Origin of the sequence: Prevotellamassilia timonensis (genome assembly GCF_021531665.1) — a bacterium.
Classification (GTDB): Bacteria; Bacteroidota; Bacteroidia; order Bacteroidales; family Bacteroidaceae; genus Alloprevotella.
In genome coordinates this window covers 1-23,641 of the sequence record NZ_JADYUH010000013.1, presented here as the reverse complement: position 1 = coordinate 23,641, position 23,641 = coordinate 1, and the positions used below count along the sequence as shown (strand labels likewise).

Below are 23,641 nucleotides of genomic sequence, written 5' to 3'. Positions count from 1 at the left end.
AAAAACCGTGCCGCGTGTACCACTTTTTAGGATAAATTACGCTAAGAGTGCTTTGTGAAGCGTCTCGCGTCTGTTTCTTGCGCCTTTTTCCGCGTAAGAAGGGGCAACGAGCACATAGCCCAGGGCATGCCCTGGACTATGCGCTTGCTGGGCCTTCAGCCCGCTCCTTAAACGCTTGTCAGCTACAAGTGAACACTTGCGGAACTTGAATAATTTATAGAACACCCCTACAATGACTGTTCCGCCAAAGTCGCAGAAACAGGTTTGCCTCGCGAGGCTTGTCAGTTCTTGGCGTTTCCGTGTTCCTTGAAGGCAAGACCGAAGGCGAGGAAGACGACGAGAGCGTAGGCGGAGAAAATCGTCCAGCAGGTGCGCCAACCTTCAATCTGCTCGGCGGGAGAGGCATCGGCGACGACATAGTGATTCACGACCTGCATGGCGAGAATCGTTCCGATGCTGGCACCGAAACCGTTGGTCATAATCATGAAAAGACCTTGCGCACTGCTGCGAATGTCGGTGTGCGTGTTCTGGTCCACATAGAGCGCGCCGGAGATGTTGAAGAAGTCAAACGCCACGCCATAGACCAACATCGAAAGGATGAACATCCACACGCCGCTGCCGGGGTCGCCCGTGGCAAACAGCCCGAAACGAAGCACCCAGGCAAACATCGCAATCATCATGACGCGCTTGATGCCGAAACGTTTCAGGAAGAACGGAATCAGCAGGATGCAGCAGGTCTCGCTGATTTGAGAGAGCGAAATCAGGGCGTTGGCGTTGTTCGCGCCAAAGGTGTTGGCAAATTCGGGGATGTCCTTGAAACCCATGATGAAGGGGTTGGCATAGCCGTTCGTGATTTGAAGGCTCACGCCGAGCAACATGGAGAAAAGGAAGAAGATTGCCATGCGTCGCTCGCGGAAAAGACTGAAGGCGTCAAGCCCCAACGCGTGGAAGAGTGACTTGCGCTCGTCACCGCTGCTGACGGGGCAGGCAGGAAGTGTCGGTGCATAAAACGCAAGAACCAGGGAGAGCGCACCGCTCAGAAAGAATTGGTGGGCAGTGGTCTGAAAACCAAGGAAATTCACGGCGAGCATGGTGACGATGAAACCCACTGTGCCGAAGACGCGGATGGGAGGGAAGTCCTTGACGGTGTCCATGCCATACTGATTCAGCGCACTGAAAGCCACCGAGTTGCTGAGGGCAATCGTGGGCATGTAGAAGGCGACGCTCAGGGTGTAGGTGATGAAAATCTGCGTCATGCTGACCGTCTCGCCGGCACTGAGGGCGGCATATCCCGTGTACAACATGAAAGCACCTGCGATGAGGTGACAAAGTCCGAGAAGACGGTGACCGGGAATCCAGCGGTCTGCCACCACGCCGATCAAACCGGGCATGAAAAGAGAAACGAGACCTTGAACGGCATAGAACCAACCAATCTCGGTCGCCAGACCGTGCGTGGCGAGGAAACTGCCCATGGAGGTGAGATAGGCACCCCAAACGGCAAACTCAAGAAAATTCATTGCCACCAAACGGCCCTGGAGAAGTAAGGAGTTGTTTTTCATGATAGTTATGATGTTTTGTTATTTCTATTGTTTTCCTATTTTTTTATTCGTCTTTCGGCGTTGTCGTGCTACGTGTGGTTCATTTTGAACTTTCTGCGTTCAGCGTTTGCAGCATTTGTTGGAACGCCTCTTCGTCGAGTTCTTCCACGAAGACTTGTCGGACGATGCATGAAGCGTCGGACACATAGACACGGGGAATGTAGGAGTTGGCGAAGAGGTTATAGACCGCGGCATCGGGTTGCGGCGAGAAGGGGAGGGTGAGTCCGTTCTTTTGCCAGTAAGCACTGATTTCTTCTTTTCCTTGACTGCGTGCAATGCAGAGGAAACGCACGCCGGGAAATTCATGGCTGAAGCGTTCCACCACGGGCAGTTCACGTTGGCAGTCGCCACAGAGGGTGTGGAAGAAGACAATGACAGAGGGCGCGCCCTGCAGATCCGCGGTCGAAACAGTGGACCCGTCAGAGAGCGTGACGGTGAAGTTGGGTAGGGGAGACCCTATTCCCACACTGTCGCCTGCTGCGGTTTCATCGTCGTTCATGCACGACGCCATGGTCAGTGCGGGAAGGAGAAAGGCAAGGAGAAAGAATAAGGTCTTTTTCATGGTGTTAGGGGCTAAGATACATCAAACGAGTGTCGTGGAATTCGTTCTGTCCTTACAATCCGTCGCAATAAAGATTGGTCAAGAGAGCGGCGGAGGCGGTGAAATTCTACCATCGCGGCGGCGCGGTGGCGGTGAAAAGCACGCAAAGGCGACGCTGAGGCGGTGAAATTAACGCCAAGGCGATGCGGTGGTGGTGAAATTAACGCCAAGGTTGTATAAAATTTGGGCAAATTTACAAACTCCCCTTGCTTGTCCGCATTTCTCACTCCGTTTTTTTGTGAAATCAGTGAAGAAAACGGTAAAGAACCATTGTTCGTGGTCTTGCGCCCGTTGTCTGTTACCTGCTGACGGCGCAAAATCTATATACATAAAACGTGCCGAACAAAAAACTCTGCAAACCCTACACAGAACCCTACATTCTCTTTGTATCTCGCTGATTATACACGTGTTGCACTGTGTAGGGTTTGAAACGAAAATCCTACATAAACCCTGCATTGAACCCTACATGGGAACTAAGAGTCAAAGAGACAAAGAGTCAAAGAGACTAAGAGACGAAGAGAGGAGAGTGGGAGAGGGTAAGGCAAATTAAAATTTGAGGAAGGCAAATTAAAATTAAAGGAAGGCAAATTTTAACCGGGTGCGCTCCCAGCAAGAAATGTTTCTCCATTAATGCCCATTAAATGTCTCATTAATTGTCTCATGAATTTCTGAGCATTCGCGCGTTTCGTGTTCAAAAACAAATTAATGGCTTTTTAATGAATCAATTCATGAACATTAATTACCTTTTCCGAACGCCTTCCGAACGCCTTCCGAACTCCGCGAGCACACTGCTTAGAACCAAAATATTATTCATCTTATTTGATAATTCACTTGCCAGAGAAAATATCTTCGAGTTTTGATTTCAATTGCTCATCACGTAGTCCCGTGGAAACGATCTTGCCATCGGGCGCAATAAGTACGGTCTCAGGAATCGCCTGAATGCCATAAACTTCGGAAGTGACGGAATCCCAACCTTTCAAATCGGAGAGTTGCAGCCACGGCAGTTCATATCGATTAATGGCCGAAAGCCATGCTTCACGAGTCTTGTCGAATGATAGGCCAATGATTTGCAGACCCCTGTCAGCGTAGGCTTTGTGAATCTCTTTCATTAAAGGCATGGAACCAATACATGGGCTGCACCACGACGCCCAAAAGTCGAGCAGGACATAGTGGCCTTGACCGACATATCTGGAGAGACGATGAATGGTACCTGTTGTGTCAGGCAATTCAAGTTCATGATAATCTTGACCGGGCAGACGCTTCTGCATTGCCCAATAAAACTTCCAAACACGTTTCATTTCTGGATGGTGCGCGAAGGCATATTCCTCCTTCATGCACTCAGTCAATCTTTCAGGTGTAATCATGCAGAACTGACCATTCAATGCAAGGTTATAAACGGGAATCACATTGTCGGTATTCTCAATGATGCTCTTCCATTTAGCATCATGCAAACGTTGCTCCAATGAGTTATACACCGTTCGGTCATCGTCCTCCTCATGTAACTCCATCTCTTTTTCGATGCTGTCCTCAATGAGTTTATAATGATTGAAGCGCTTGTTGAGTGGTGAGCCTTCCACCACTGTGTTTGTTCGAAAATCTACAACGATGTGAGACGGTTGGTTATCTACGATGATTTGCATCCATCCGTCCCTGCCATCCTCTATCTGCAAAAACTTGTGCAAGGGCTGACGGACGGCGATACGAAAATGCTTATTGTGTACGGGAAACCATAAGGGTCCAGTATAGGGTCTTTCGTTCATACATACAGAGTCGGCTCCTTCGCTGACCGTCCCCTCAATGACGAAATCAATGCTGTCCTCCACAACAGGGATGAAAGTCTGCGCCTGTCCCGTCACTGCGACGAGGGCGAGCAGGATGGTGATGATGGGTTGCTTGTTCATGTTCGTTTCGGTTTTTTTCAGCCTTTCCTTCAGTCTCGTCAATTCGTAGTCGAAGTTGTAGAAGCCTTGCAATTGCAGATCATCGCGGACACGACGCCATGGTCAGTGCGGGAAAGAGAAAGGAGAAAGAATAAGGTCTTTTTCATGGCATTTGGGGTTAAGAAACATCAAACGAGTGTCGCTGAATTCGTTCTGTCCTTACAATCCGTGGCAATAAAGATTGGTCAAAAGAGCGGCGGAGGCGGTGAAATTCTACCATCGCGGCGACGCGGTGGCGGTGAAATACTATCATCACGGTGACGCGGAGGCGGTGAAAAGCACGCCAAGGCTACGCGGTGGTGGTGAAATTAACGCCAAGGCGACGCAGTGGTGGTGAAATTAACGCCAAGGTGGTACAAAATTTGGGCAAATTTACAAACTCCCCTTGCTTGTCCGCATTTCTCACTCTGTTTTTTGTGAAATCAGTGAAGAAAACGGTAAAGGACCATTGTTCGTTGTCTTGCGCTCGTTGTCTGTTACCTGCTAACGGCGCAAAATCTATATACATAAAACGTGCCGAACAAAAAACTCTGCAAACCCTACACAAAAACCTACATTCTCTTTGTATCTCGCTGATTTTCCGCGCGTTACACTGTGTAGGGTTTAAAGCGAAAATCCTACACAAACCCTGCACTGAACCCTACATGGGAACTAAGAGTCAAAGAGACTAAGAGTCAAAGAGACTAAGAGTCAAAGAGACAAAGAGTCAAAGAGAGGAAGGGTGGGAGAGAGGAAGGCAAAGCAAAATTTGAGGAAGGGAAATAAAAATTAGAGGAAGGCAAATTAAAATTAGAGGAAGGGAAAGAAAAACTAGGGGAAGGGAAAGAAAAACTAGGGGAAGGGAAAGAAAAACTAGGGGAAGGCAAAGAAAAATTAGGGGAAGGCAAAGGAAAATTTGAGGAAGGCAAAGCAAAATTTGAGGAAGGCAAAGGAAAATTTGAGGAAGGCAAAGCAAAATTTGAGGAAGGCAAAGCAAAATTTGAGGAAGGCAAAGAAAAATTAGGTGCGCTCCTAAGAAAAACTGGGAGCGCACCTAAGAAAAACTAGGAGCGCACCTAAGTAAAACTGGGAGCGCTCCTAAGTAAAACTGCGTGCCGAGTAGGCAAGACCTTTTCTCAGCGAGGTTCCCTCAAAGAGCAAAAATGTAGGATGAAAACCGCTTTTTTGCATATTTCCGCCCAATCCTACATTTATATTTTTTGCTTCACCACAACCCTACACACAACGCCGCGTAACCCTACATGATGAAGGGTTTTGTGTAGGATTTTCAGACCAAATCCTACACACCTAACCCCTATGATTATCAAGACTTAAACCAAAACAGTGTAGGATTTGAAGGAAATGCATGTACCCTTGAAAAACGTATAGGTGTGAAAGGTGAATACGCGCGCGAGGCGCGCGTATCCTATTTATATTTTTCTGCCGTCTTCCTTTTTGTGTGCATCATGGCACAAGTTTTGCTGTAAGCCCCCAAAAAACACAATGAGGGCGCAGCAACCTGTGCAGTGCACATTGCAGCAAAAGAATCTTAGCCTGGAAGGCGAATCTTTCCTTGCCATCTGCTATGAGGGTGTGTCAAAATACACATGTTACCACCAATCGCACGAACAGCATCATTACGTAATGACTTGTTATCTTTATGTTGGCTCGCAATCCTTGCTGCAGCAGCAGTGATACGCTCCTGCAAGCCCAAACTTTGGTCGTTCAAAATATCTTCAACCTCGTTCGGGTCACGATACAAGTCAGTGCTTTCATCGGCTATCTTGCTCTGTTCAAGCAAATTTTTGTCTTTTTCCATTGTTTTGCCGACATCTTTTATTACCTTTGCAAGCGGATAGGCGTCACGCTTTATAGCAGGCGTACCCACACCATTCGGAGTGTTCGGCGTTTCTTCGTCGAGCACTTCGATTTTTTGTACCTCGTATGAGTGAATGCCATTGCTCTCACCTTGTCTGTTTTCCTCTTTCATCAAGGTCATAACACGATAATCTTTACCGTCAATTCTCGCTACACCATAGAAACGATGCATCAAGGCATCGGGATTGATTTTGCTATTATCGCGCAAATCGCCATTCTTTATGCGGTCGGGATGTTCTTCAACCTCAATGCTTTCTCCGATTACTCTGTCAAGGTGTTCTGCAAGAGCAAGATGCACACCTTTGTTTACACTCTTGCCTTGATGTTTCGCGCTTAATACGGTTTCTATAGCATTACCCGAAATGGAATAGTCAAACTCAACACCAAAATTTTTGTAATGCAAGGTCTTCGCTTCTCCATTAGGAGCATACTTCGCCTTGGCAGCTTCGATGGCTTTCCGTGTTGCCTCTGCAATGTTTCCAGTATAATGATGCCTCGGCACATCAACCACCTTCACCTGTGCGACATTAAGCCCGGGCATAACCGTTCCCTTGTTCTCTACGGCTCGTTTCTGACGCGCCTTGAAAGTTTCGGGAGCATCACCCATATTATAACGCGCATCATCTGTCAGTCCAAGTTCCTTACGCTTCACGATGTCACGTGCAAGGTCTATTGGATGTTCCCGTCCACGCTCCAAACGCTCCTTGCTGCGCCACAAAATGTAACGCAGTTCGTTGTCGCCAAGTTCAAACCACTTCGGCAACTTCAACGAACCCAAGAACTTGTCAAGCAATCTGCGGACGGTGGCTTCAATTTCTGCCACAACGTGCGCTCTCCCTCGCTGAACTCCTCAAACGGTTTCTCTGACAGCCTGCCGAACAACTCGTCAACAGCGGTGCGTCTGTGCTGCAGCAGTGATACGCTCCTGCAAGCCCAAACTTTGGTCATTCAAAATATCTCCAACCTCATCCGGGTTACGATACAAGTCGGTGCTTTCATCGGCTATCTTGCTCTCATCAAGCAAGTTTTTGCCACTATCGTACGATTTTTCAACATTTTTAATTACCTTTGCAACTGCTACAGGTACTAAAGCATTGACTTTAGACGTGTGGCTACCATTCGGAGTGTTCGGCGTTTCTTCGTCGAGCACTTCGATTTTTTGTACCTCATAAGCGTGTACTGCATTGCCCTCATTACTGTGCTTCGGTAGGCTCGGTATTGGTTTCCTGCTCGGCTGCCGCTAATGCTCCCTCCACACCGCTCGCACCTTGGTTTTCGCAACATTAACAACTTTCGCTTGCGATGTTGAAGAATTGACTGTACTTTTGCCGGCAGAAGACGCATTGCTCTGACCTTTAGTGCGGCTCAAAGTCTCGTCGCCTTGTTGAGACTTGATAGTGGAAATGGTTGGAGTCGCGACATCTTCAGGAGCGAAGTCTGCGCCACGCTCCCAAAGCAATGGTCTTTCTTTCAGTTTACCAAGTGTTTCATATCCAGATGTGCTAATTCCCATAAATTCGCCAGTCTCGCTATTGACAACAATAGTAACTGCACGTTTACCAATTTTATTCCTACCATCCTCCACTGAAAATATATAAGAATTGTTACGTCCTAAACGAACATGGTCAACGTTTTTGATTATTGACAATACGAAGTCTATCGCATCGCCAATATTGCTCAGTTTAGCCTCTTTGGCATGATGGTCATATACATGCCATCCCATTGTCTCAGTCAGTTTGAATGGTACAGGTGACAATCCAAGCCTCTCAAATATTTCATCTGGAATAACAGCAAGATTGGTATTACCTTCTGCATCTTGATAGAATAGTTCTCCATTGTTGGCTTGTTCGGCTGACAATGAATATTTATTGCCGAGATTTGGCAGTATCTTTTCTTGATGTTGCCGTTCTCTGCTTCTCAAATTATCTGCCAATTCTCTTTCTGTCGGAGTTTCTTTCGTGCTTCTTCCACTTCCTACCGTGTTCTCGCTTCCTCCGCTGACTGCATCATTATGCCACTCGGTAGGCTCGGTATCGGTCTCCGATTCTGCTGCCTCCACTGCTCCCTCCACACCGTTCGCACCTTGGTTTTCGGCAACATTAACACCTTTCGCTTGCGATGTTGAAGAATTTACTTTACCTTTGCCATCAGAAGAGTTGGACACGTTACCGTTTGGGACTGTTGGATTGTCGGACTTGTCCGCAGCCCGCAAAGTGTTGTCAGTAGCCGACTGCTTATTCTGCTCTTCGGAGGCAGACCATACTCCTTCTTTATTATTTCCGTACCCTTTTCTGAAAACACCACCACTATTGACACTCCAATATGAATTGTCTGTTGACAACTCAATATATAGAGTGTTGTTGTGGTCGTCTTCTAATTGCAGGAGATATGTTCCGTTTGGTTCTCCTACACTGTTTTACCGATTCCAATCCGCGTGTAGTTAGTTGCCACATACTCAACAAATTCTTCTATGTAATTAAATCCTGCATTTCGTATCTGTTCTCCATGACGCTTTTCAAGATGAACTCGTCCATACTTGCTATTACCAAGACTTAACTTTATGGGTGCAGGAGTGAGGTTGGTTTCCTCGCCTATTCGACCGAATTCGATATTACCATCCGAGTTGAGAACAAACTGATGCCCATTCTCATCAACCTCATCTGAGAGTTTATAGTTTAGGTTTTCGGTCTGCGCCAAATCACCCGGCTGTCGTCGAGCAACGCTTCCATCACCTCCTCGTCTGTCATTGCTTGGTACTTCTGTGTAGGCTTCTTCGCTTCCTCCGCTGCCTTCTTCAGAATCGCCATCTTGTTGAACGCTCTCTGCTTTTCTCCGCTCAACGGCTGCTGCACGGGCTGCTTCAATTTCTTTTCGTTTTCCATAATTCTCGTTAATGTAGTTAATTACTTCGCGCAAGATGTCCTCGCGACTCATAATGCCACCGGCAAACAGGTCGGCTTGTCCAGTCGCGCTCTTTCTCGGCTTGTTGGGAACGAGTCACAACTTCTTTGACATTAAGAAGGTGTCAGCGGTTGGTTTAACGTTTGGTCGTAAATGAGTTCTCGAGGGCAAAAGTACAAAATGGGATGCGGATAATCGCATCCCATTGGATAAAACAGCGGAAAGTGAGGGATTCAAACCCCCGGTACGGATAAACCGTACAGCGGATTTCGAGTCCGCCCCGTTCGATCACTCCGGCAACTTTCCAATATAAGACTCAAGCGAGTTCCTAAAAACTTTTCGCTCAGAATCGAATGCAAAAGTAGTGAGTTTTTGCGACCCGCCAAACGCGAAGTGGAAAAAATGAGAATGTAACCCTCGTCAGTCAATGAAAGTGTAACCCTCGTCAGTCAATGAGAATGAAACCCTCGTCAATCAATGAAGGTGAAGCGGGCGAATTTGACAAGGAGTTTCTTTTCTCCTACGCCGGGGGTGTCAAATTGTACTCTGACTTTTTCGCTTTGCATGGTGTTTTCCACCGCAATGATGGTGCCGTCGCCGAAACGTTCGTGATGAATGCGACGTCCGGGCGTGATGCCGCTTGTGGGTGAGGAGGCAGCGGCGGGAGTGGTGGCGGGAGTGAGGCTACTCACACGACGTAACCGAGAAGTGGAGTAGGGGTTTGCATTTCTTGTCTGAGTGGAGTAGAGGTTTGCGTTTCTTGTCTGTGAGGAATAGGGATTTGCGTTTCTTGTCTGTGAGGAATAGGGATTTGCGTTTCTTGTCTGTGAGGAATAGGAAGAAGAGGAATCTCCAGATGCAGAGAAGACATTGTTTCCTCTTGTCGTTGGTTCATATCCTTTTGCAGCGGAAGTGTATCCTCTTGTCATTGGTTCATATCCCCTTGTGTTAGAGGTATGTTTCCCTCCGGCTGTGGAGAAAGAGTCGGTGGCGTAGGTGAGGTGGGTGGAGTCAATTTCGTGGAGGAAGGGACTTTCGTTGGTGGCTTCTGTGACGCCATAGCGGAAGCGGCTTTGTGCGTAGCTCAGGAAGCAGTGGCGGCGCGCCCGTGTGATTGCCACGTAGAAGAGTCGTCGTTCCTCCTCCATTTCGTTTGGATTTATCTTTGCTGTGGCGTTCGGGAAGAGTTCGTCTTCCAGTCCTGTGACGAAGACGGCATCAAATTCCAAGCCTTTGGCGGCGTGAATGGTCATGAGCGAGACCTTTTCACGGGTGTCCGTTTCGTTGTCGCTTTTGTCCGACAGCAGTGAGACGGAGGCGAGGAAGTCCTGCAGGGAGAGATTCTGCGAGTGAGCCTGCTCTCGCTCTTGTGCTTCCGAGGCGATGGAGGCAAGGAACTCGTCCATGTTCTCGCGTCGGCTGATGCCTTCCGGTGTGCTGTCGGCGGCAAGGTCTGTGGCGATGCCGGCACGTTCGAGAATGAAGCGCGTCAATCCCAGCACATCGGTCTCTTGTGCTTCGTTTTGAAATCCCGTCATCATGTCGTGAAAACCTTTGAGGGCAGTCATCGCACGTCCGCCGGGTTTGAATCCCACCTCTTCGGGTGCAGCGATGACTTGCCAAAGACTTTTCTGTGCTTGCAGGGCGGCTTCGCGGAGTCGGGTCAGCGTGGTGTTCCCGATGCCTCGAGCGGGATAGTTGACGATTCGGAGGAAGGATTCGTCGTCGTGCGGGTTGGAAACGAGGCGGAGATAGGCAAGAATGTCTTTGATTTCCTTTCGTTGATAGAAGGACTGTCCTCCATAGACCTGATAGGGCACACCGACCGTTTGCAGAGCTTCCTCAAAGGAGCGGCTTTGTGCGTTGGTACGGTAGAGCACGGCAATCTCGCCGGCGGCGACGCCTCGTCTCATCAGGCTCCGGATGTGTCCCACCGTCAGTCTTGCCTCCTCTCTGTCGTTCATTCCGGCGAAGACGTGGAGCGGTTCTCCTTTCTCGCCGGCGGCATACACCTTCTTGGGAATCTGTCGGTTGTTGTGTGCAATGACGCTGTTGGCAGCTTCAACGATGTGAGAGGTGGAGCGATAGTTGCACTCCAGTTTGAACGTTCGTGTTTTGGGGTAGCGTTGTGTGAACTCGAGAATATTGGAGATTTCCGCTCCTCGGAAGCCGTAGATGCTTTGTGCGTCATCGCCGACGACGCAGATGTGTGAGTCGGGACTTGTGAGTTGCGAGAGGATGGCGTTTTGAAGGTAGTTTGTGTCTTGAAACTCATCCACCAGGATGTCGGTGAAGCGTTCTCGGTAGCGCTCGGCAATTTCCGGGTGACGGAGGAAGAGGAAATAGGTTTGCAGCAGCAGGTCATCGAAGTCCATGGCATTTGCCTGTCGGAGTCGTCTTTCGTAGATGGCATAGATCTCCGCTGTTTTCGGGATGTCCTTGTTGGCGTCTCTTCGTTGTATGCTCTCGTCGTTGGCATACATCTCCGCGGTGACGCATTTTCCTTTTGCCCAGCTGATGCGTGATGCCAGGACGGCAGGTTTATAGGTTTTGTCGTCCAGTTCGAGGTCTTTCACGATGTGTTTCAGCAGGGAGCGCACGTCCGAGGTGTCATAGATGGTGAAGTCGGCGGGATAGCCGGTGGCTTCGTGTTCGATGCGGAGGATGCGTGCGAAGATGCTGTGAAAAGTTCCGCTCCAGAGTCCTCTGGTGAAGTCCTCGCCACACATTTTGGCGATTCTCTCGTTCATTTCTCTTGCCGCTTTGTTGGTGAAGGTGAGGACGAGGATGTGTGAGGGAAATATGCCGTTTTGGATGAGTTGCGCAATTTTGGTGGTCAGTACGCGTGTTTTTCCGGCTCCGGCTCCTGCCACGACAAGTTCCGGTCCGTCGTGATAGACAACGGCGTCCAACTGCGCTTCATTCAGATTTTTCAGAAAATCCATTTTGCGAGAGTTCAGTGTTTCAGAGCGTGAGGAAGCGATGTCAAGCAGTAACCCTCCGCTGTGGTGGGTTTCATTTTCCGTTTCTGTATTGTTCAATGTCGTGTTTCAGTTTTCTGCCATAGAACTCCACTTTTTTGCAGGCTTCGTCCAGCATGTCCGCATTGCCGACGCTTTGTGTGCGGAGCAGACTGTCCGTGTGGGCGAGTTCCTCTCGTGCTTCCTCCAGTTCCACGGAATCCATGAGGAGGATGGCTTGTTTGCGTGCGGTGATGGCTTGCGGGAATTTTTCTCGCATTTGGACGATGGTTTCGCGTGCTTGTTCGAAGTTACCTGCGGCGAATTGCTCGCGTGCATTTTTCATGCAGACGGCAGCGTCCTTTTCCATCGTTTTTCGCAGTTCGCTGTAGTTGTCCTCTTCCGTCTTTTCCTTTTTCTTGCAGGCGGAGAAGGTCAGGGCGAGGAGTGCGAGGAGACAGATGTATTTGAGTTTCATGTGTTTGTCTTGTGTGTCAGAATTTTCTTCCGGAGACGATTTTGTAGAAAGTGAGCCAGAGAATTTTGATGTTCATGGCGAGGGAGCGGTGCTCGAGGTAGTAGAGGTCAAGTTCGAGTCGTCGCAGCATTTTCTCCATGGAATCCGTGTAGCCGTTGTAGAGTGTGGCGTAGGAGGTGACGCCGGGGCGCACGCTGTAGAGTTCCGTGTATCTCGGGTTGTGCTGCATGATTTGTTCGATGTAGAAGGCTCGTTCCGGGCGTGGTCCGACGAAAGCCATGTCTCCGACGAAGACGTTCCAGAGTTGTGGCAGTTCGTCCAGGTGGTGCGAGCGGAGGAAGCGTCCTGTGGGTGTCAGGCGGTCGTCGGCGTCCAGGTCGCCGCAGAGTTGTGGTCCCTCTTTCTCGGCATCCATGCGCATGGTTCGGAATTTTCTGATGAAGAACGGTTTGCCGCCGCGTCCGATTCTCTCCTGTTTGTAAATCACGTGCGGTCCAAATTCTTTTCGCACCAGAAAGTAGCAATAGGCGTAGAGAGGGGAGAAGATGAGTAGGCAGAAGGCGGAGACGATGATGTCAAAACCTCTGGTCAAGATTCTGGGAAACAATCCCATGGGGTCCGTATAGGTTTCTTTCTCTGAGTGTATTTTCATGAGTATTGTTCGGGGTTATCCGTATGCACAGAAAGACTTTCGTCCGTTTGTGTTTATTCTTCTAACGGACGGGTACGATGTTTTATTGTATCGGTGGTGTCTGAAAAATCTTTTTTCGAGGTGTTCATGGTGATGCCAGCCCGTCACGGCAACGGCAAAAACAACAAAGCACCGCTCCAATATCCATTCTCATGAAAATTTGCGTTCAAACCTCTTTTCATGAAACAGACCGCGTCGTTCTGAGACAGTCCCAAAACGACGCGGTCGCGTCAAGAGTTGTGGAAGGCGAGCAGTTGCTCCGCTCACTTTAGAAGCAGTGGTTCAGTCGTTTCGCCTTATTTCTCGGAAAGCATGCGATGGATGTCTTCGGCGGCACGGCGTCCGTCGGCGATGCAGCGCACCACCAGCGAGGGACCGGAAAGTGCATCGCCGGCAACGACCACGTTTTCGGGAAGTCCCGGGTGCTCCGGCTTGAGGAAGCCCATGGCGAGCAAGACGAGGTCTGCTTGGAGTGTTTCTTTTTTCCCCGTGGGTTTCATCTTCGGGCGTCCTCCGTCTGCTGCGGGTTCCCATTCCACGGTTTCCACCTCCACGCCGTGCACTTTTCCGTCTTTTGTGCCGATGAAGCGCAGGGAAGCGAGGTTCCAACGGCGCTCACATCCCTCTTCGTGGCTTGAGGTGGTTTTGAAGACGCGCGGAAAGGCAGGCCACGGCGTTTGTGGGTTACATCCCACGGGCGGTTTGGGCATGATTTCGATTTGCATCACGGAAGCTGCGCCCTGGCGGTTAGCCGTGCCGATGCAGTCGGAGCCGGTGTCGCCGCCGCCGATGACGAGGACGTGTTTTCCGTGGGCAGTGATTCGTTCTTTGTCTTTGAACTCTTTTCCTGCCAGCACTTTGTTCTGCTGAGAGAGATAGTCGAGTGCGAAGTGAATGCCGGATAGTTCGCGTCCCGGGATGTCGAGGTTGCGCGGCGTCGGTGTGCCTGTGCAGAGACACCAGGCGTCAAAGCCTTCGGGGAGTTTTTTCGGGTCGATGGGGGAGGAGGTGACGAAGCGGATGCCCTCAGCCTCCATGACGCGGAGACGGCGGTCAATCACCGTTTTCTGGAGTTTGAAGTTCGGAATGCCGTAGCGCAGGAGTCCTCCGACCTGTTCTTCTTTTTCGAAGACGGTCACGTCGTAACCCAGTCGGTTTAGGCTTGCTGCGGCGGAGAGTCCGGCGGGTCCGGAGCCGACTACGCCTACTTTCTTGCCGAGGCGCGGATAGGTTTGCGGTTGCACCCATCCTTCTCGGAACGCCGATTCAATCACGGCACATTCGTCTTCACGGATGGTGACAGGAGCATCGATGGCAAGTTTCAGCACGCAACTCTTCTCGCAGAGGGCGGGGCAGATTCTTCCTGTGAACTCCGGGAAGTCATTGGTGGCGGTGAGGATTTGATATGCCTCTCGCCAGTGTCCTTTGAAGAGCGCGTCTTGAAATTCGGGTGGTCGGTTGCCCAGCGGACAAGCCCAGTGGCAGAAGGGGACGCCGCAGTCCATGCAGCGCGAGGCTTGCAGTTTTCTGTCGCCCGTGTTGAGAGTCTGTTCAACTTCGCCGAAGTCGGCAATTCGTTCGTGGATGGGACGGTAGCCCGCACTTTGGCGGGGTACGGTCAGGAATGCTTTTGGATTTCCCACTTTGATTTATGTTATTGCCCCAAGTCTCCTCAAGGGAGTGTTCAGGGTGAGAAATGTTAGAAATAGGGTTAAGCCAGCTTGTTTAGTAATATGAAAATAATAAGTTGCGTCAGATTTGAATTAGATTTTCGAGGTCAGATTTTCACCCGAAGAAGGAGCATAGTTGTAGCTATGTGACTGATGAGGGAGGAAATATGGACCGAAAAGATTTTCAAAGATGATGCAGGTTATTTTTTGAGGATTACTTAGTAGTCTCTTTGCACTTCGGCGATGCGTTGCTGGAGTTTGCGCATTTGTTCTTCCGCAAGTACCTTTTTATATTCAATCGGTGTGACTTGGATGAACTCGTCCACGTATTGTCCCCAGTTGTCCAGCATGGTTCGTGCAAGCGGTGAGCCGGTGTGGAAGTAGTGCTGACGAATCAGTTCGTGGAGTTCTTTGCGGGAAGCGGAGTCCTCAAGCAGGGAGAGTTCCACCATTTCCATGTTGCAGAAATAGTCAAAGCGGTGGTTCTTGTCCCAGACGTATGCCACGCCGCCGCTCATGCCGGCTGCGAAGTTGCGTCCGGTGTCGCCGAGCACGACCACGCGTCCTCCGGTCATGTATTCGCAGCAGTGGTCGCCTACGCCTTCCACGACGGCAATGGCTCCCGAGTTTCTGACGGCGAAGCGTTCGCCCACCGTGCCGTTGATGAAGACTTCTCCGCTTGTGGCACCATATAATAAGGTGTTACCCGCAATCGTGTTGTCTTCGGCACGGAAGTTGGCGCGGATGGGCGGTTGGACGCTGATGCGTCCACCGCTGAGGCCTTTGCCGAGATAGTCGTTCGCTTCTCCTTCCAGTTTGAAATTGATGCCGCGTGTGAGGAACGCACCGAAACTCTGTCCCGCCGAGCCTTTGAACTTGACGGTGATGGTGTTGTCGGGCAGGCCTGCTGCGCCATATTTCGTTGCCACCGCACCGGCGAGCATGCAGCCCACGGAACGGTCTGTGTTGGAGATGACATATTCCAAAGAGACTTCCTTGCCGTGGTTCACAGCCTCGGCGGCTGCTTCGAGCAAGAGCGTGTCCTTTGTCTTCTCCGTTTCGGCAGGAGCGGGTGTGTCGGTGAAGTGGAGAGCCGCCGTGCCTTCCGGTTTGTGGAGCATGCGGGAGAAGTCCAGGAGCGCCGCTTTGCTTCCGGCGGGTGCAGGTTTCACGGTGATGAGGTCTGTGCGTCCCACGATGTCGTTCAGGCTGCGGAAGCCCATGTCTGCCAGATATTCTCTCACTTCGCGTGCCAGGAAGCGGAAGTAGTTCACCACATATTCATAGTGTCCGCGGAAGTGCTGGCGCAGCTCCGGGTTTTGGGTGGCGACACCGACGGGACAGGTGTTGGCGTGGCATTTTCTCATCATGACGCAGCCCAGGACAATCAGTGCAGTGGTGCCGAAAGCAAACTCCTCGGCGCCGAGCAGAGCCATTGAAATGATGTCGCGTCCGGTTTTCAGTTGTCCGTCCGTTTGCAGACGCACGCCGCCGCGCAGTCCGTTCAGCACGAGAGTCTGCTGCGTTTCCGAGAGTCCAATCTCGGGCGGCACACCGGCGTAGCGCATGGAAGAGGCGGGAGAGGCTCCCGTACCACCTTCGGCACCGGAGATGACGATGATGTCTGCCTTGGCTTTGGCGACGCCCGCGGCAATGGTTCCCACGCCGCTCTCGGCAACGAGTTTCACGCTGATTTTCGCTCTCGGGTTGAGGTTCTTGAGGTCGAAGATGAGTTGCGCGAGGTCCTCGATGGAGTAGATGTCGTGGTGGGGCGGCGGAGAAATCAGTGAGATGCCGGGGATGGAGTTGCGAGTTTTCGCAATCACCTCGTTCACTTTGTAGCCCGGGAGCTGACCGCCCTCACCGGGCTTTGCTCCCTGTGCCACCTTGATTTGAATCTCCTCGGCGTTGGAGAGATATTCCGCTGTGACGCCGAAGCGTCCCGATGCGATTTGTTTTGTTTTGCTTGAGAGCGAGATTCCTTCAAAGGAGTTGTGGAAGCGGCTGTTGTCCTCGCCGCCTTCGCCCGTGTTGCTTCGTGCACCGAGTTTGTTCATGGCGAGTGCCAGTGCCTCGTGGGCTTCTTTGCTGATGGCACCGAAGGACATGGCTCCTGTGACGAAGTGTTTCACGATTTCTTCTTCCGGCTCCACCTCTTCAATGGGAATTGGGGCGTGGCGGAAGGTGAAGAAGTCGCGCAGGAAGATTGGGCTCTCTTTTTCGTCCGCCAGATGCGTGAACTCTTTGAATTTCTTGTAACTGCCCAGACGGGTGGCAAGTTGTAGCGTACTAATCGTTTCGGGATTCCAAGCGTGCGGTTGTCCGTCCTTGCGATAACTGAACTGTCCGATGTGGCGCAGCAGTTCCAGTGGCTCTCCCAGCGCCGGCGTGTGTTTGAAACCGTCTGCGTGGAAGGCGGCATAGTCGTGTGCAATCTCATCGAGTCGTACACCGCCGAGGGTGGAAGAGGCTGTGCCGAAATAGGTCTGCAAGAGTTCGTCGCTCAGTCCGACGGCTTCGAATATTTTCGCACCGCGATAGGAGCGGATGGTGCTGATGCCCATCTTCGACATGATTTTGTAGAGACCCTTGCGCAGTGCGTTGATGTAGTTCTTCTCCGCCGTGTCATAGTTCATTTGTACTTCCCCCTTCTTCACAAGGTCGTCCAGGACGGCGAATGCCATGTAGGGGTTGATGGCGCTTGCGCCGTAGCCGAGCAGCAAGGCAGCGTGCATCACCTCTCTGATTTCGCCGCTTTCAACGATGAGAGCGGTTTCGACGCGTTTCTGAACGGAGATGAGATGGTGGTGAACGGCGCTGACGGCGAGGAGGGAGGGAATGACGGCGTGGTGCTCATCAACTCCTCGGTCGCTCAGGACAATGTAGTTCACACCGTCCAAGACGCTCTGCTCGGCTTCGCGGCAGAGGCGGGTGAGGGCGGCTTGCAGTCCGGCGCGTCCCTTTTCCACTTCAAAGAGCATGGGGAGTTTGACCGTCTTGAAGCCTTTGTATTGAATGTGGCAGAGCAGGTCAAGCTGACGGTTTCCGAGCACGGGGTGGGGCAGGCGCACCATTTTGCAGTGACTCTCGTCGGGGTGCAGGATGTTTTTGCCGACGGCGCCAATGTATTCCGTCAATGACATCACCAACTCTTCACGAATCGGGTCGATGGGCGGGTTGGTGACCTGTGCGAATTGTTGGCGGAAGTAGTTGAAGAGAATCTGCGGTTTGTCGGAGAGCACGGCGGGCGGCGTGTCGTTGCCCATGGATGCAATCGGCTCGCTGCCGGTGGCACACATCGGCATGATGGTGCGTTCAACGTCTTCGCGTGTGAAACCGAAGACGCGCAGTTTGCAGGCGAGGTCGTCCACGCTGTTCTCCACCTTTCGTCCGCTTTTCAGGTTGTCCAGTTCGATGCGGTTTTCGGAAAGCCAGCGGCGATAGGGGTAGGCATTGGCGAGCTGTTCCTTGATTTCTCTGTCATAGTAGATGCGCCCTTCTTGCGTGTCGACGAGCAGGATTTTTCCCGGTTGCAGTCTTCCCTTTTCTTTGATGTCCGCAGCCTCGAAGTCAATGACGCCCGCTTCCGACGCCACGACCATGGTGTCGTTTTTGGTGATGAGATAGCGAGCGGGTCGGAGACCGTTTCGGTCAAGCATTCCGCCGGCAAAACGTCCGTCGCTGAAGAGCAGGGCTGCCGGACCGTCCCAGGGTTCCATGAGGATGGAGTGGTATTCGTAGAACGCCTTGAGTTCTTCGCTGATGGGGTTCTTGTCGTTGAAACTTTCGGGAACGAGCATCGCCATGGCGTGGGGCAGACTCATGCCGCTCATGACCATGAACTCCAGCACGTTGTCCAGCGAAGCGGAGTCGCTCATGCCCGGTTGCACGATGGGGCAGAGCGGAGCAATGTCTCCGAGCGCTTCGGAGGAGAGCACCGCCTCGCGAGCCTCCATCCAGGAGCGGTTGCCGCGGATGGTGTTGATTTCGCCGTTGTGAGCCAGGAGGCGGAACGGCTGAGCCAGTCCCCAGGTCGGGAACGTGTTGGTGGAGAAGCGGGAGTGAACCACTGCCAATCCACTGGTGAAGTAGGGCTGCGTCAAGTCCGGGAAGTATTCTCGCAACTGCACCGACGAGAGCATCCCTTTATATATAATGGTACGCGAGGACAGGGAGCAGCAATAGAAATCCTTGTCGCTGACCTTGCTTTCCGTTTTCTTTCGGATGACATAGAGTTTGCGCTCCAGAGTGTCGCCCTCCGCTCCGGTGATGAAGAGCTGTTTGATGTCCGGTTCGCACTCTCTTGCCTCTCTGCCGAGGATGTCCGAATTGACGGGCACGGTTCTGAGGTGCATCAGCGTGAGCCCCTCTCGTTCTGTCTCTTCCATGATGATGCGCAGAATCGCCTCCTGCCTTTCGGGGTCTTTGGGCAGGAAGATGAGTCCGGAACCATAGCGTCCCTTTTCGGGAACGGGGATTCCTTGCAGGAGGATGAATTCGTGGGGAATTTGAAGCATGATGCCCGCTCCGTCACCGGTTTTCTGGTCGGCACCTTCCGCTCCGCGGTGCTTCATGTGTTCCAGCACCTTGAGCGCGTCGTCCACCAGTTCGTGGCTTTTGCTTCCGTGAATGTTGACAATCATGCCTACACCGCAGGCATCGTGTTCGTAGTCGGGGCTATAGAGTCCCCCGCTCGTTCTATCTTCTATGGACATAAAGCGTGTGTTAGTTAAGTCGCCGCAAAATTACGAATTATCTTTCAAAATAACGCATAAACGAGAAAAAACTTATCAAAATTATTATTTATGCAACAAAATCTTTCTTTTTGCCAAATTTTCGGGCGGTGGATTCGGGCAGGCGTCGCGTTGGGCGACTTCCTCGCCACGCCCTTTTGTCACCTCGTCTGTCGCATAGTCCGTTGTGTTCCTTTCTTCACTGACAAAAGTGCATCTCGAAGAAATCAAAACTCACTCAACCTGATTTTTAGAACACTCTTTAAGTGAAAGAGCCGTGCCCTCAGAGCAAAAAAAGCGTGGCGGAGGCGTCGCGTCTCCCTCATTTGTCGTAATTTTGCAGCGCTTGAAAGTTTAAGTAATCCTCAAAAAATAACCTGCATCATCTTTGAAAATCTTTTCGGTCCATATTTCCTCCCTCATCAGTCACATAGCTACGGCTATGCTCCTTCTTCGGGTGAAAATCTGACCTCGAAAATGTCATTCAAATCTGACGCAACTTATTATTTTCATATTACTAAATCGCCTGTTGAACCGCGTAAATTCTCATAAATCCTATATCATGTACACTGTCGATGAACTCAATGACCGTCTGATTGACCTCTCTTTTGCTGAGGACATTGGTGACGGAGATCACACCACCCTTTGCTGTATTCCCGAAGACGCTGTCGGAAAGAGCCATCTTCTCATCAAAGAAGAAGGCGTGCTCGCCGGCATGCGTGCTGCTCGTCAGGTTTTTCGCCGTTTCGACCCCGAATTGCAGGTGGAAGAACTTCTGACGGACGGGACTCGCGTCAAGCCCGGCGACATTGCCATGGTGGTTTCGGGCAAGGTGCGCTCCTTGCTCCAGACCGAGCGTCTCATGTTGAACATCATGCAGCGCATGAGCGGCATCGCCACCATGACTGCTGTCTATGCCGACCGTTTGAAGGGCTATCACACCCGCGTCCTTGACACTCGCAAGACCACGCCCGGAATGCGCATGCTTGAAAAAGAAGCCGTCAAAATCGGCGGCGGCGTGAACCACCGCATCGGTCTCTTCGACATGGTTTTGTTGAAGGACAATCACATTGACTTCTGCGGAGGCATCGAACAGGCGCTTGACCGCTGCGCTGCCTATCAGAAAGAGAAAGAACTGCATTTGAAGGTGGAAATCGAGTGTCGCTCTTTGGACGACATCCGTCGTGTGATTGCTCACAAGGAGGCTCATCCCGAAGCCGGCGCAGACCGCATCATGCTCGACAACTTCAACATCGAAATGACTCGCGCAGCCGTTGAACTCATTGGCGGGCGTTTTGAAACCGAATCCAGCGGCGGCATCACCCTCGAGACGCTGACGGACTATGCTGCCTGTGGCGTGGACTTCATCTCCGTTGGCGCTTTGACCCACTCCGTCAAAGGACTTGACATGTCTTTCAAAGCGTGCTGACGTTTTCACTCCTCTTTCTTTTTTTTAGAACACCCCTCGAATGAAACATCTCCACCCAACGAAAAGAGAATGGTGCATGGCTTTGCTCCTTCTCCTTGTATCTCCCGTCTTTGCCTGCACCAGTTTTCTGGTTGGTCGTCTGGCTTCCGCCGACGGCTCGGCGTTCATCACCTACAATCAAGACGACTATGGCATGTTCGGTCGTTTGAGCTATTATCCCGCCGCGGACCATCCCAAGGGCACGATGCGCGCCATCGTGGAAGGAGACACCGGTCGCCCTCTCGGCTCCATTCCTGAGGCAGCCCACACCTACGCCGTCATGGGCTACATCAACGAACACCAAGTCGGCGTGACTGAAACCACCTTCGGCGGACGCGAGGAACTCATGGACCCGAAGGGAGTCGTGGACTACACCACGCTCATGACGCTCGCCCTTCAGCGTGCCAAGACCGCCCGCGAAGCCATTCGCGTCATGACCTCTTTGGTCAATGAATATGGCTACGCCTCCTCCGGCGAATCCTTCTCCATTTGTGACCCGAACGAAATTTGGATTCTTGAGATGATAGGCAAGGGACCCGACCAGAAGGGCGTTGTCTGGGTTGCCGTGCGCATTCCCGATGACTGCATTTCTTGCCACGCGAACCAGAGCCGCATTCACCGTTTTGACATGAAGGACAAGAAGAACGTGATGTGTTCGCCGGACGTCATCTCCTTTGCTCGTTCCAAGGGCTATTTTGACGGTCCCGACTCCGAGTTCTCTTTCTCTCAGGCGTATGCTCCGGCAGACTTCTCCGCGCTCAGAATCTGCGATGCCCGTGCTTGGAGTTTCTTCAACCACTTTGTGGAAGGCATGGACAAATATATTCCCTCCGTGGATGGTCGTCACATCGGCACCGCCGAACCTTTGCCCCTTTGGTTCAAACCTTCCAAGCCCGTTTCTTTGTCACAAGTGATGGACGCCATGCGTGACCACTATGAGGGCACTCCCTTTGACCTCACCTCTGATCCCGGTTGCGGACTCTACACGGCGCCCTATCGTCCCACTCCTCTTTTTTGGGACTACAAAGGGAAGAAATATTTCCACGAGCGTCCCATCTCCACCCAGCAGACTGCTGCCAGCGTGGTCGTGCAGGTTCGCTCCTCGCTTCCCAATCCCATCGGCGGAGTGATTTGGTTCGCCAACGACGATGCCAACATGGCTCCCTACGTGCCCGTTCACTGTGGCGCCACCGCAGCCCCCACCTGCTTTGACCCGAAAGACGCCGACGAGATAAACTTCTCGGAGAATTCTGCCTTCTGGATGCAAAACTGGGTGGCAAACATGGTCTATCCGCGCTACTCTCGCCTCTTCCCCGACCTGCTCACAGCGCGTCGTGAGGTGGAAAATCGTTTCCTTGAGCAACAGGCGGACTTTGAAAAACAAATGCTCGCCCTCAGCAAACAAACGGCGCAACTCGCAGACAGCCTGACCCACCATGCCGCACAGAATGCCGACTTCATGATGAAGAGTTGGAAGCAACTCGCCACCCGGCTCATCGTCAAACACAATGACCAGACCGTTCGTAGCGAAAAAGACGGAAAGTTCGAGCGTGACGAGTTCGGACGCGGCAAACGACCCACGCGCCTCGGCGCCGACAGCCTCCTCCGCGGCATCATCGTCAAAGAAGCCGGAGAACGCTATCTCGTGCCTTGACAAAGGCTTTTTTAATCAAGCATATTTCAATTCCTTTTTATAAATCTAAATTCTTTTTTCAACACAATGAAAGCTAACAAAGTTATCGTTTGTGCGCTCAGCGCAATCCTGCTTCTCAGCAGCTGCGGTATGCCCAACGCAGCCAAAGGCGGTCTCATCGGTGGCGGCGGTGGTGGTGCACTCGGTGCGCTCATCGGCGGTCTGATTGGTGACGGCAAAGGTGCAGCCATCGGCGCAGGCGTTGGTGCTGTAGTCGGTGCCGGTGCCGGCATTTTGATTGGCAACAAGATGGACAAGGCGAAGAAAGCCGCTGAGGCTGCCAACGCCAAGGCTGAGGTGCTCACCTCCGAAAACGGCACGCAGTATGTTCGTGCCACTTTTGACAGCGGTCTGCTCTTCAATACCGGTTCTTCCACCTTGAGTGCTACTGCTCAGACTTCCATCAAGACCTTCGTCACCAAGCTCGTGGCTGAAGACAATACCTTTGATCTCGCCATCATCGGTTTCACCGACAACCAGGGCTTCAAGGGTTGTACCGTTGAGCAGAGCGCTGCCAAGAACGTGGAACTCTCTCAGAACCGTGCCAACGCCGTGAAAAACCAAATCGTTGGTAGCGGCTACCCCGCATCTCGCATCAAGAAGACTGAAGGTCTCGGTGAACAGAATCCCGTGGCTGACAACAGCACTGTTGCAGGTCGTCAGCAGAACCGCCGCGTTGAGGTTTACATCATCGCCAGCCAGGACATGATTAACGCTGCCAACGCACAGAGCAAGTAAGCTTCTTTAGTCAGCCTGTCATAGGAATACAGGCACGAATTGAAATTTTCCGCAAGTCCGTCGCTTCCGAGTGGCGGACTTGTTTGTTTCTGCGCGCCGATTCGTCACTTACCGCCGTGCCGCGGTAAGTAACGAAGCCTAAGAAAAATATTGCTGTCCGCTAAATCTCAAAAGTGCACAATTTATCATCCCGGAGTCCTCAGAAATAGGACTTCGGGACTTTCTTTCCCAAAAGTAAGCCCCCCTAATCAAACAGGCTCGGTTCTGGAGGCGTTTCCTTTGCGTTTTGAACCATCTTTGCCCAATCCCTTTC

15 protein-coding genes and 1 tRNA gene are annotated in these 23,641 nt (G+C 51.7%); 3 read left to right on the top strand and 13 right to left on the bottom strand.

The window, feature by feature from the left end; all coding sequences use genetic code 11:
• Nucleotides 1-281: 281 nt before the first annotated feature.
• From I6E40_RS04050 to gltB, 13 genes are all read right to left on the bottom strand, one after another.
• Nucleotides 282-1,559, bottom strand: a complete 1,278-nt coding sequence (locus I6E40_RS04050) for an MFS transporter (RefSeq protein WP_235385627.1) — start codon at nucleotides 1,557-1,559, stop codon at nucleotides 282-284.
• 79 nt (nucleotides 1,560-1,638) lie between these two features.
• Nucleotides 1,639-2,160 carry a TlpA family protein disulfide reductase gene (locus I6E40_RS04045; RefSeq protein WP_235385626.1) on the bottom strand — a complete coding sequence of 174 codons (522 nt, stop codon included), beginning with the start codon at nucleotides 2,158-2,160 and terminating at the stop codon, nucleotides 1,639-1,641.
• Between the two features lie 866 nt (nucleotides 2,161-3,026).
• Nucleotides 3,027-4,172, bottom strand: a complete 1,146-nt coding sequence (locus I6E40_RS04040) for a TlpA family protein disulfide reductase (RefSeq protein WP_235385625.1) — start codon at nucleotides 4,170-4,172, stop codon at nucleotides 3,027-3,029.
• A 1,495-nt stretch (nucleotides 4,173-5,667) separates the two neighbouring features.
• The gene (locus tag I6E40_RS04035; protein WP_235385624.1) at nucleotides 5,668-6,819 is read right to left on the bottom strand and encodes a hypothetical protein; all 1,152 of its coding nucleotides are present in this window, start codon (nucleotides 6,817-6,819) and stop codon (nucleotides 5,668-5,670) included.
• Between the two features lie 63 nt (nucleotides 6,820-6,882).
• Nucleotides 6,883-7,146, bottom strand: coding sequence for a hypothetical protein (locus tag I6E40_RS04030; RefSeq protein ID WP_235385623.1), 264 nt, complete (start codon nucleotides 7,144-7,146; stop codon nucleotides 6,883-6,885).
• Nucleotides 7,147-7,236: 90 nt separating this feature from the next.
• Nucleotides 7,237-8,337, bottom strand: coding sequence for a hypothetical protein (locus tag I6E40_RS04025; RefSeq protein ID WP_235385622.1), 1,101 nt, complete (start codon nucleotides 8,335-8,337; stop codon nucleotides 7,237-7,239).
• A 65-nt stretch (nucleotides 8,338-8,402) separates the two neighbouring features.
• Nucleotides 8,403-8,912, bottom strand: a complete 510-nt coding sequence (locus tag I6E40_RS04020; RefSeq protein WP_235385621.1) for a hypothetical protein — start codon at nucleotides 8,910-8,912, stop codon at nucleotides 8,403-8,405.
• Nucleotides 8,913-9,115: 203 nt separating this feature from the next.
• Nucleotides 9,116-9,203: transfer RNA gene (locus tag I6E40_RS04015), tRNA-Ser, on the bottom strand.
• Nucleotides 9,204-9,367: 164 nt separating this feature from the next.
• Nucleotides 9,368-11,842, bottom strand: a complete 2,475-nt coding sequence (locus I6E40_RS04010) for an ATP-dependent helicase (RefSeq protein WP_235385620.1) — start codon at nucleotides 11,840-11,842, stop codon at nucleotides 9,368-9,370.
• A gap of 70 nt (nucleotides 11,843-11,912) precedes the next feature.
• Complete coding sequence (locus I6E40_RS04005; RefSeq protein WP_235385619.1) at nucleotides 11,913-12,335, bottom strand: hypothetical protein; 423 nt, start codon at nucleotides 12,333-12,335, stop codon at nucleotides 11,913-11,915.
• A gap of 16 nt (nucleotides 12,336-12,351) precedes the next feature.
• Nucleotides 12,352-12,987, bottom strand: a complete 636-nt coding sequence (locus I6E40_RS04000; protein WP_410897029.1) for a sugar transferase — start codon at nucleotides 12,985-12,987, stop codon at nucleotides 12,352-12,354.
• A 335-nt stretch (nucleotides 12,988-13,322) separates the two neighbouring features.
• Nucleotides 13,323-14,669, bottom strand: coding sequence for a glutamate synthase subunit beta (locus I6E40_RS03995; RefSeq protein ID WP_235385618.1), 1,347 nt, complete (start codon nucleotides 14,667-14,669; stop codon nucleotides 13,323-13,325).
• Nucleotides 14,670-14,914: 245 nt separating this feature from the next.
• Entirely contained in the window at nucleotides 14,915-19,411 is a 4,497-nt protein-coding gene (gene gltB / locus I6E40_RS03990) for a glutamate synthase large subunit (RefSeq protein WP_235385617.1), read from the bottom strand.
• Nucleotides 19,412-19,991: 580 nt separating this feature from the next.
• On the opposite strand from gltB, the gene nadC reads away from it, so the two are divergent.
• The 3 genes from nadC to I6E40_RS03975 all read left to right on the top strand — a co-directional run bounded on the left by nadC (nucleotide 19,992) and on the right by I6E40_RS03975 (nucleotide 23,328).
• Entirely contained in the window at nucleotides 19,992-20,858 is an 867-nt protein-coding gene (gene nadC, locus I6E40_RS03985; protein ID WP_235385616.1) for a carboxylating nicotinate-nucleotide diphosphorylase, read from the top strand.
• Nucleotides 20,859-20,898: 40 nt separating this feature from the next.
• Complete coding sequence (locus tag I6E40_RS03980; RefSeq protein WP_235385615.1) at nucleotides 20,899-22,551, top strand: dipeptidase; 1,653 nt, start codon at nucleotides 20,899-20,901, stop codon at nucleotides 22,549-22,551.
• 66 nt (nucleotides 22,552-22,617) lie between these two features.
• A complete protein-coding gene (locus I6E40_RS03975) occupies nucleotides 22,618-23,328 on the top strand; it encodes an OmpA family protein (RefSeq protein ID WP_235385614.1) in 711 nt (236 codons plus the stop codon).
• Nucleotides 23,329-23,641: the final 313 nt, after the last annotated feature.

What these genes read in the sequence shown, in the direction of transcription:
- gltB (WP_235385617.1), bottom strand. Translation starts at nt 19,411, where the DNA reads ATGTCCATAGAAGATAGAACGAGCGGGGGACTCTATAGCCCCGACTAC.
- I6E40_RS04050 (WP_235385627.1), bottom strand. Translation starts at nt 1,559, where the DNA reads ATGAAAAACAACTCCTTACTTCTCCAGGGCCGTTTGGTGGCAATGAAT.
- I6E40_RS03980 (WP_235385615.1), top strand. Translation starts at nt 20,899, where the DNA reads ATGAAACATCTCCACCCAACGAAAAGAGAATGGTGCATGGCTTTGCTC.
- I6E40_RS04045 (WP_235385626.1), bottom strand. Translation starts at nt 2,160, where the DNA reads ATGAAAAAGACCTTATTCTTTCTCCTTGCCTTTCTCCTTCCCGCACTG.
- nadC (WP_235385616.1), top strand. Translation starts at nt 19,992, where the DNA reads ATGTACACTGTCGATGAACTCAATGACCGTCTGATTGACCTCTCTTTT.
- I6E40_RS04000 (WP_410897029.1), bottom strand. Translation starts at nt 12,987, where the DNA reads ATGAAAATACACTCAGAGAAAGAAACCTATACGGACCCCATGGGATTG.
- I6E40_RS04005 (WP_235385619.1), bottom strand. Translation starts at nt 12,335, where the DNA reads ATGAAACTCAAATACATCTGTCTCCTCGCACTCCTCGCCCTGACCTTC.
- I6E40_RS03975 (WP_235385614.1), top strand. Translation starts at nt 22,618, where the DNA reads ATGAAAGCTAACAAAGTTATCGTTTGTGCGCTCAGCGCAATCCTGCTT.
- I6E40_RS04010 (WP_235385620.1), bottom strand. Translation starts at nt 11,842, where the DNA reads ATGGATTTTCTGAAAAATCTGAATGAAGCGCAGTTGGACGCCGTTGTC.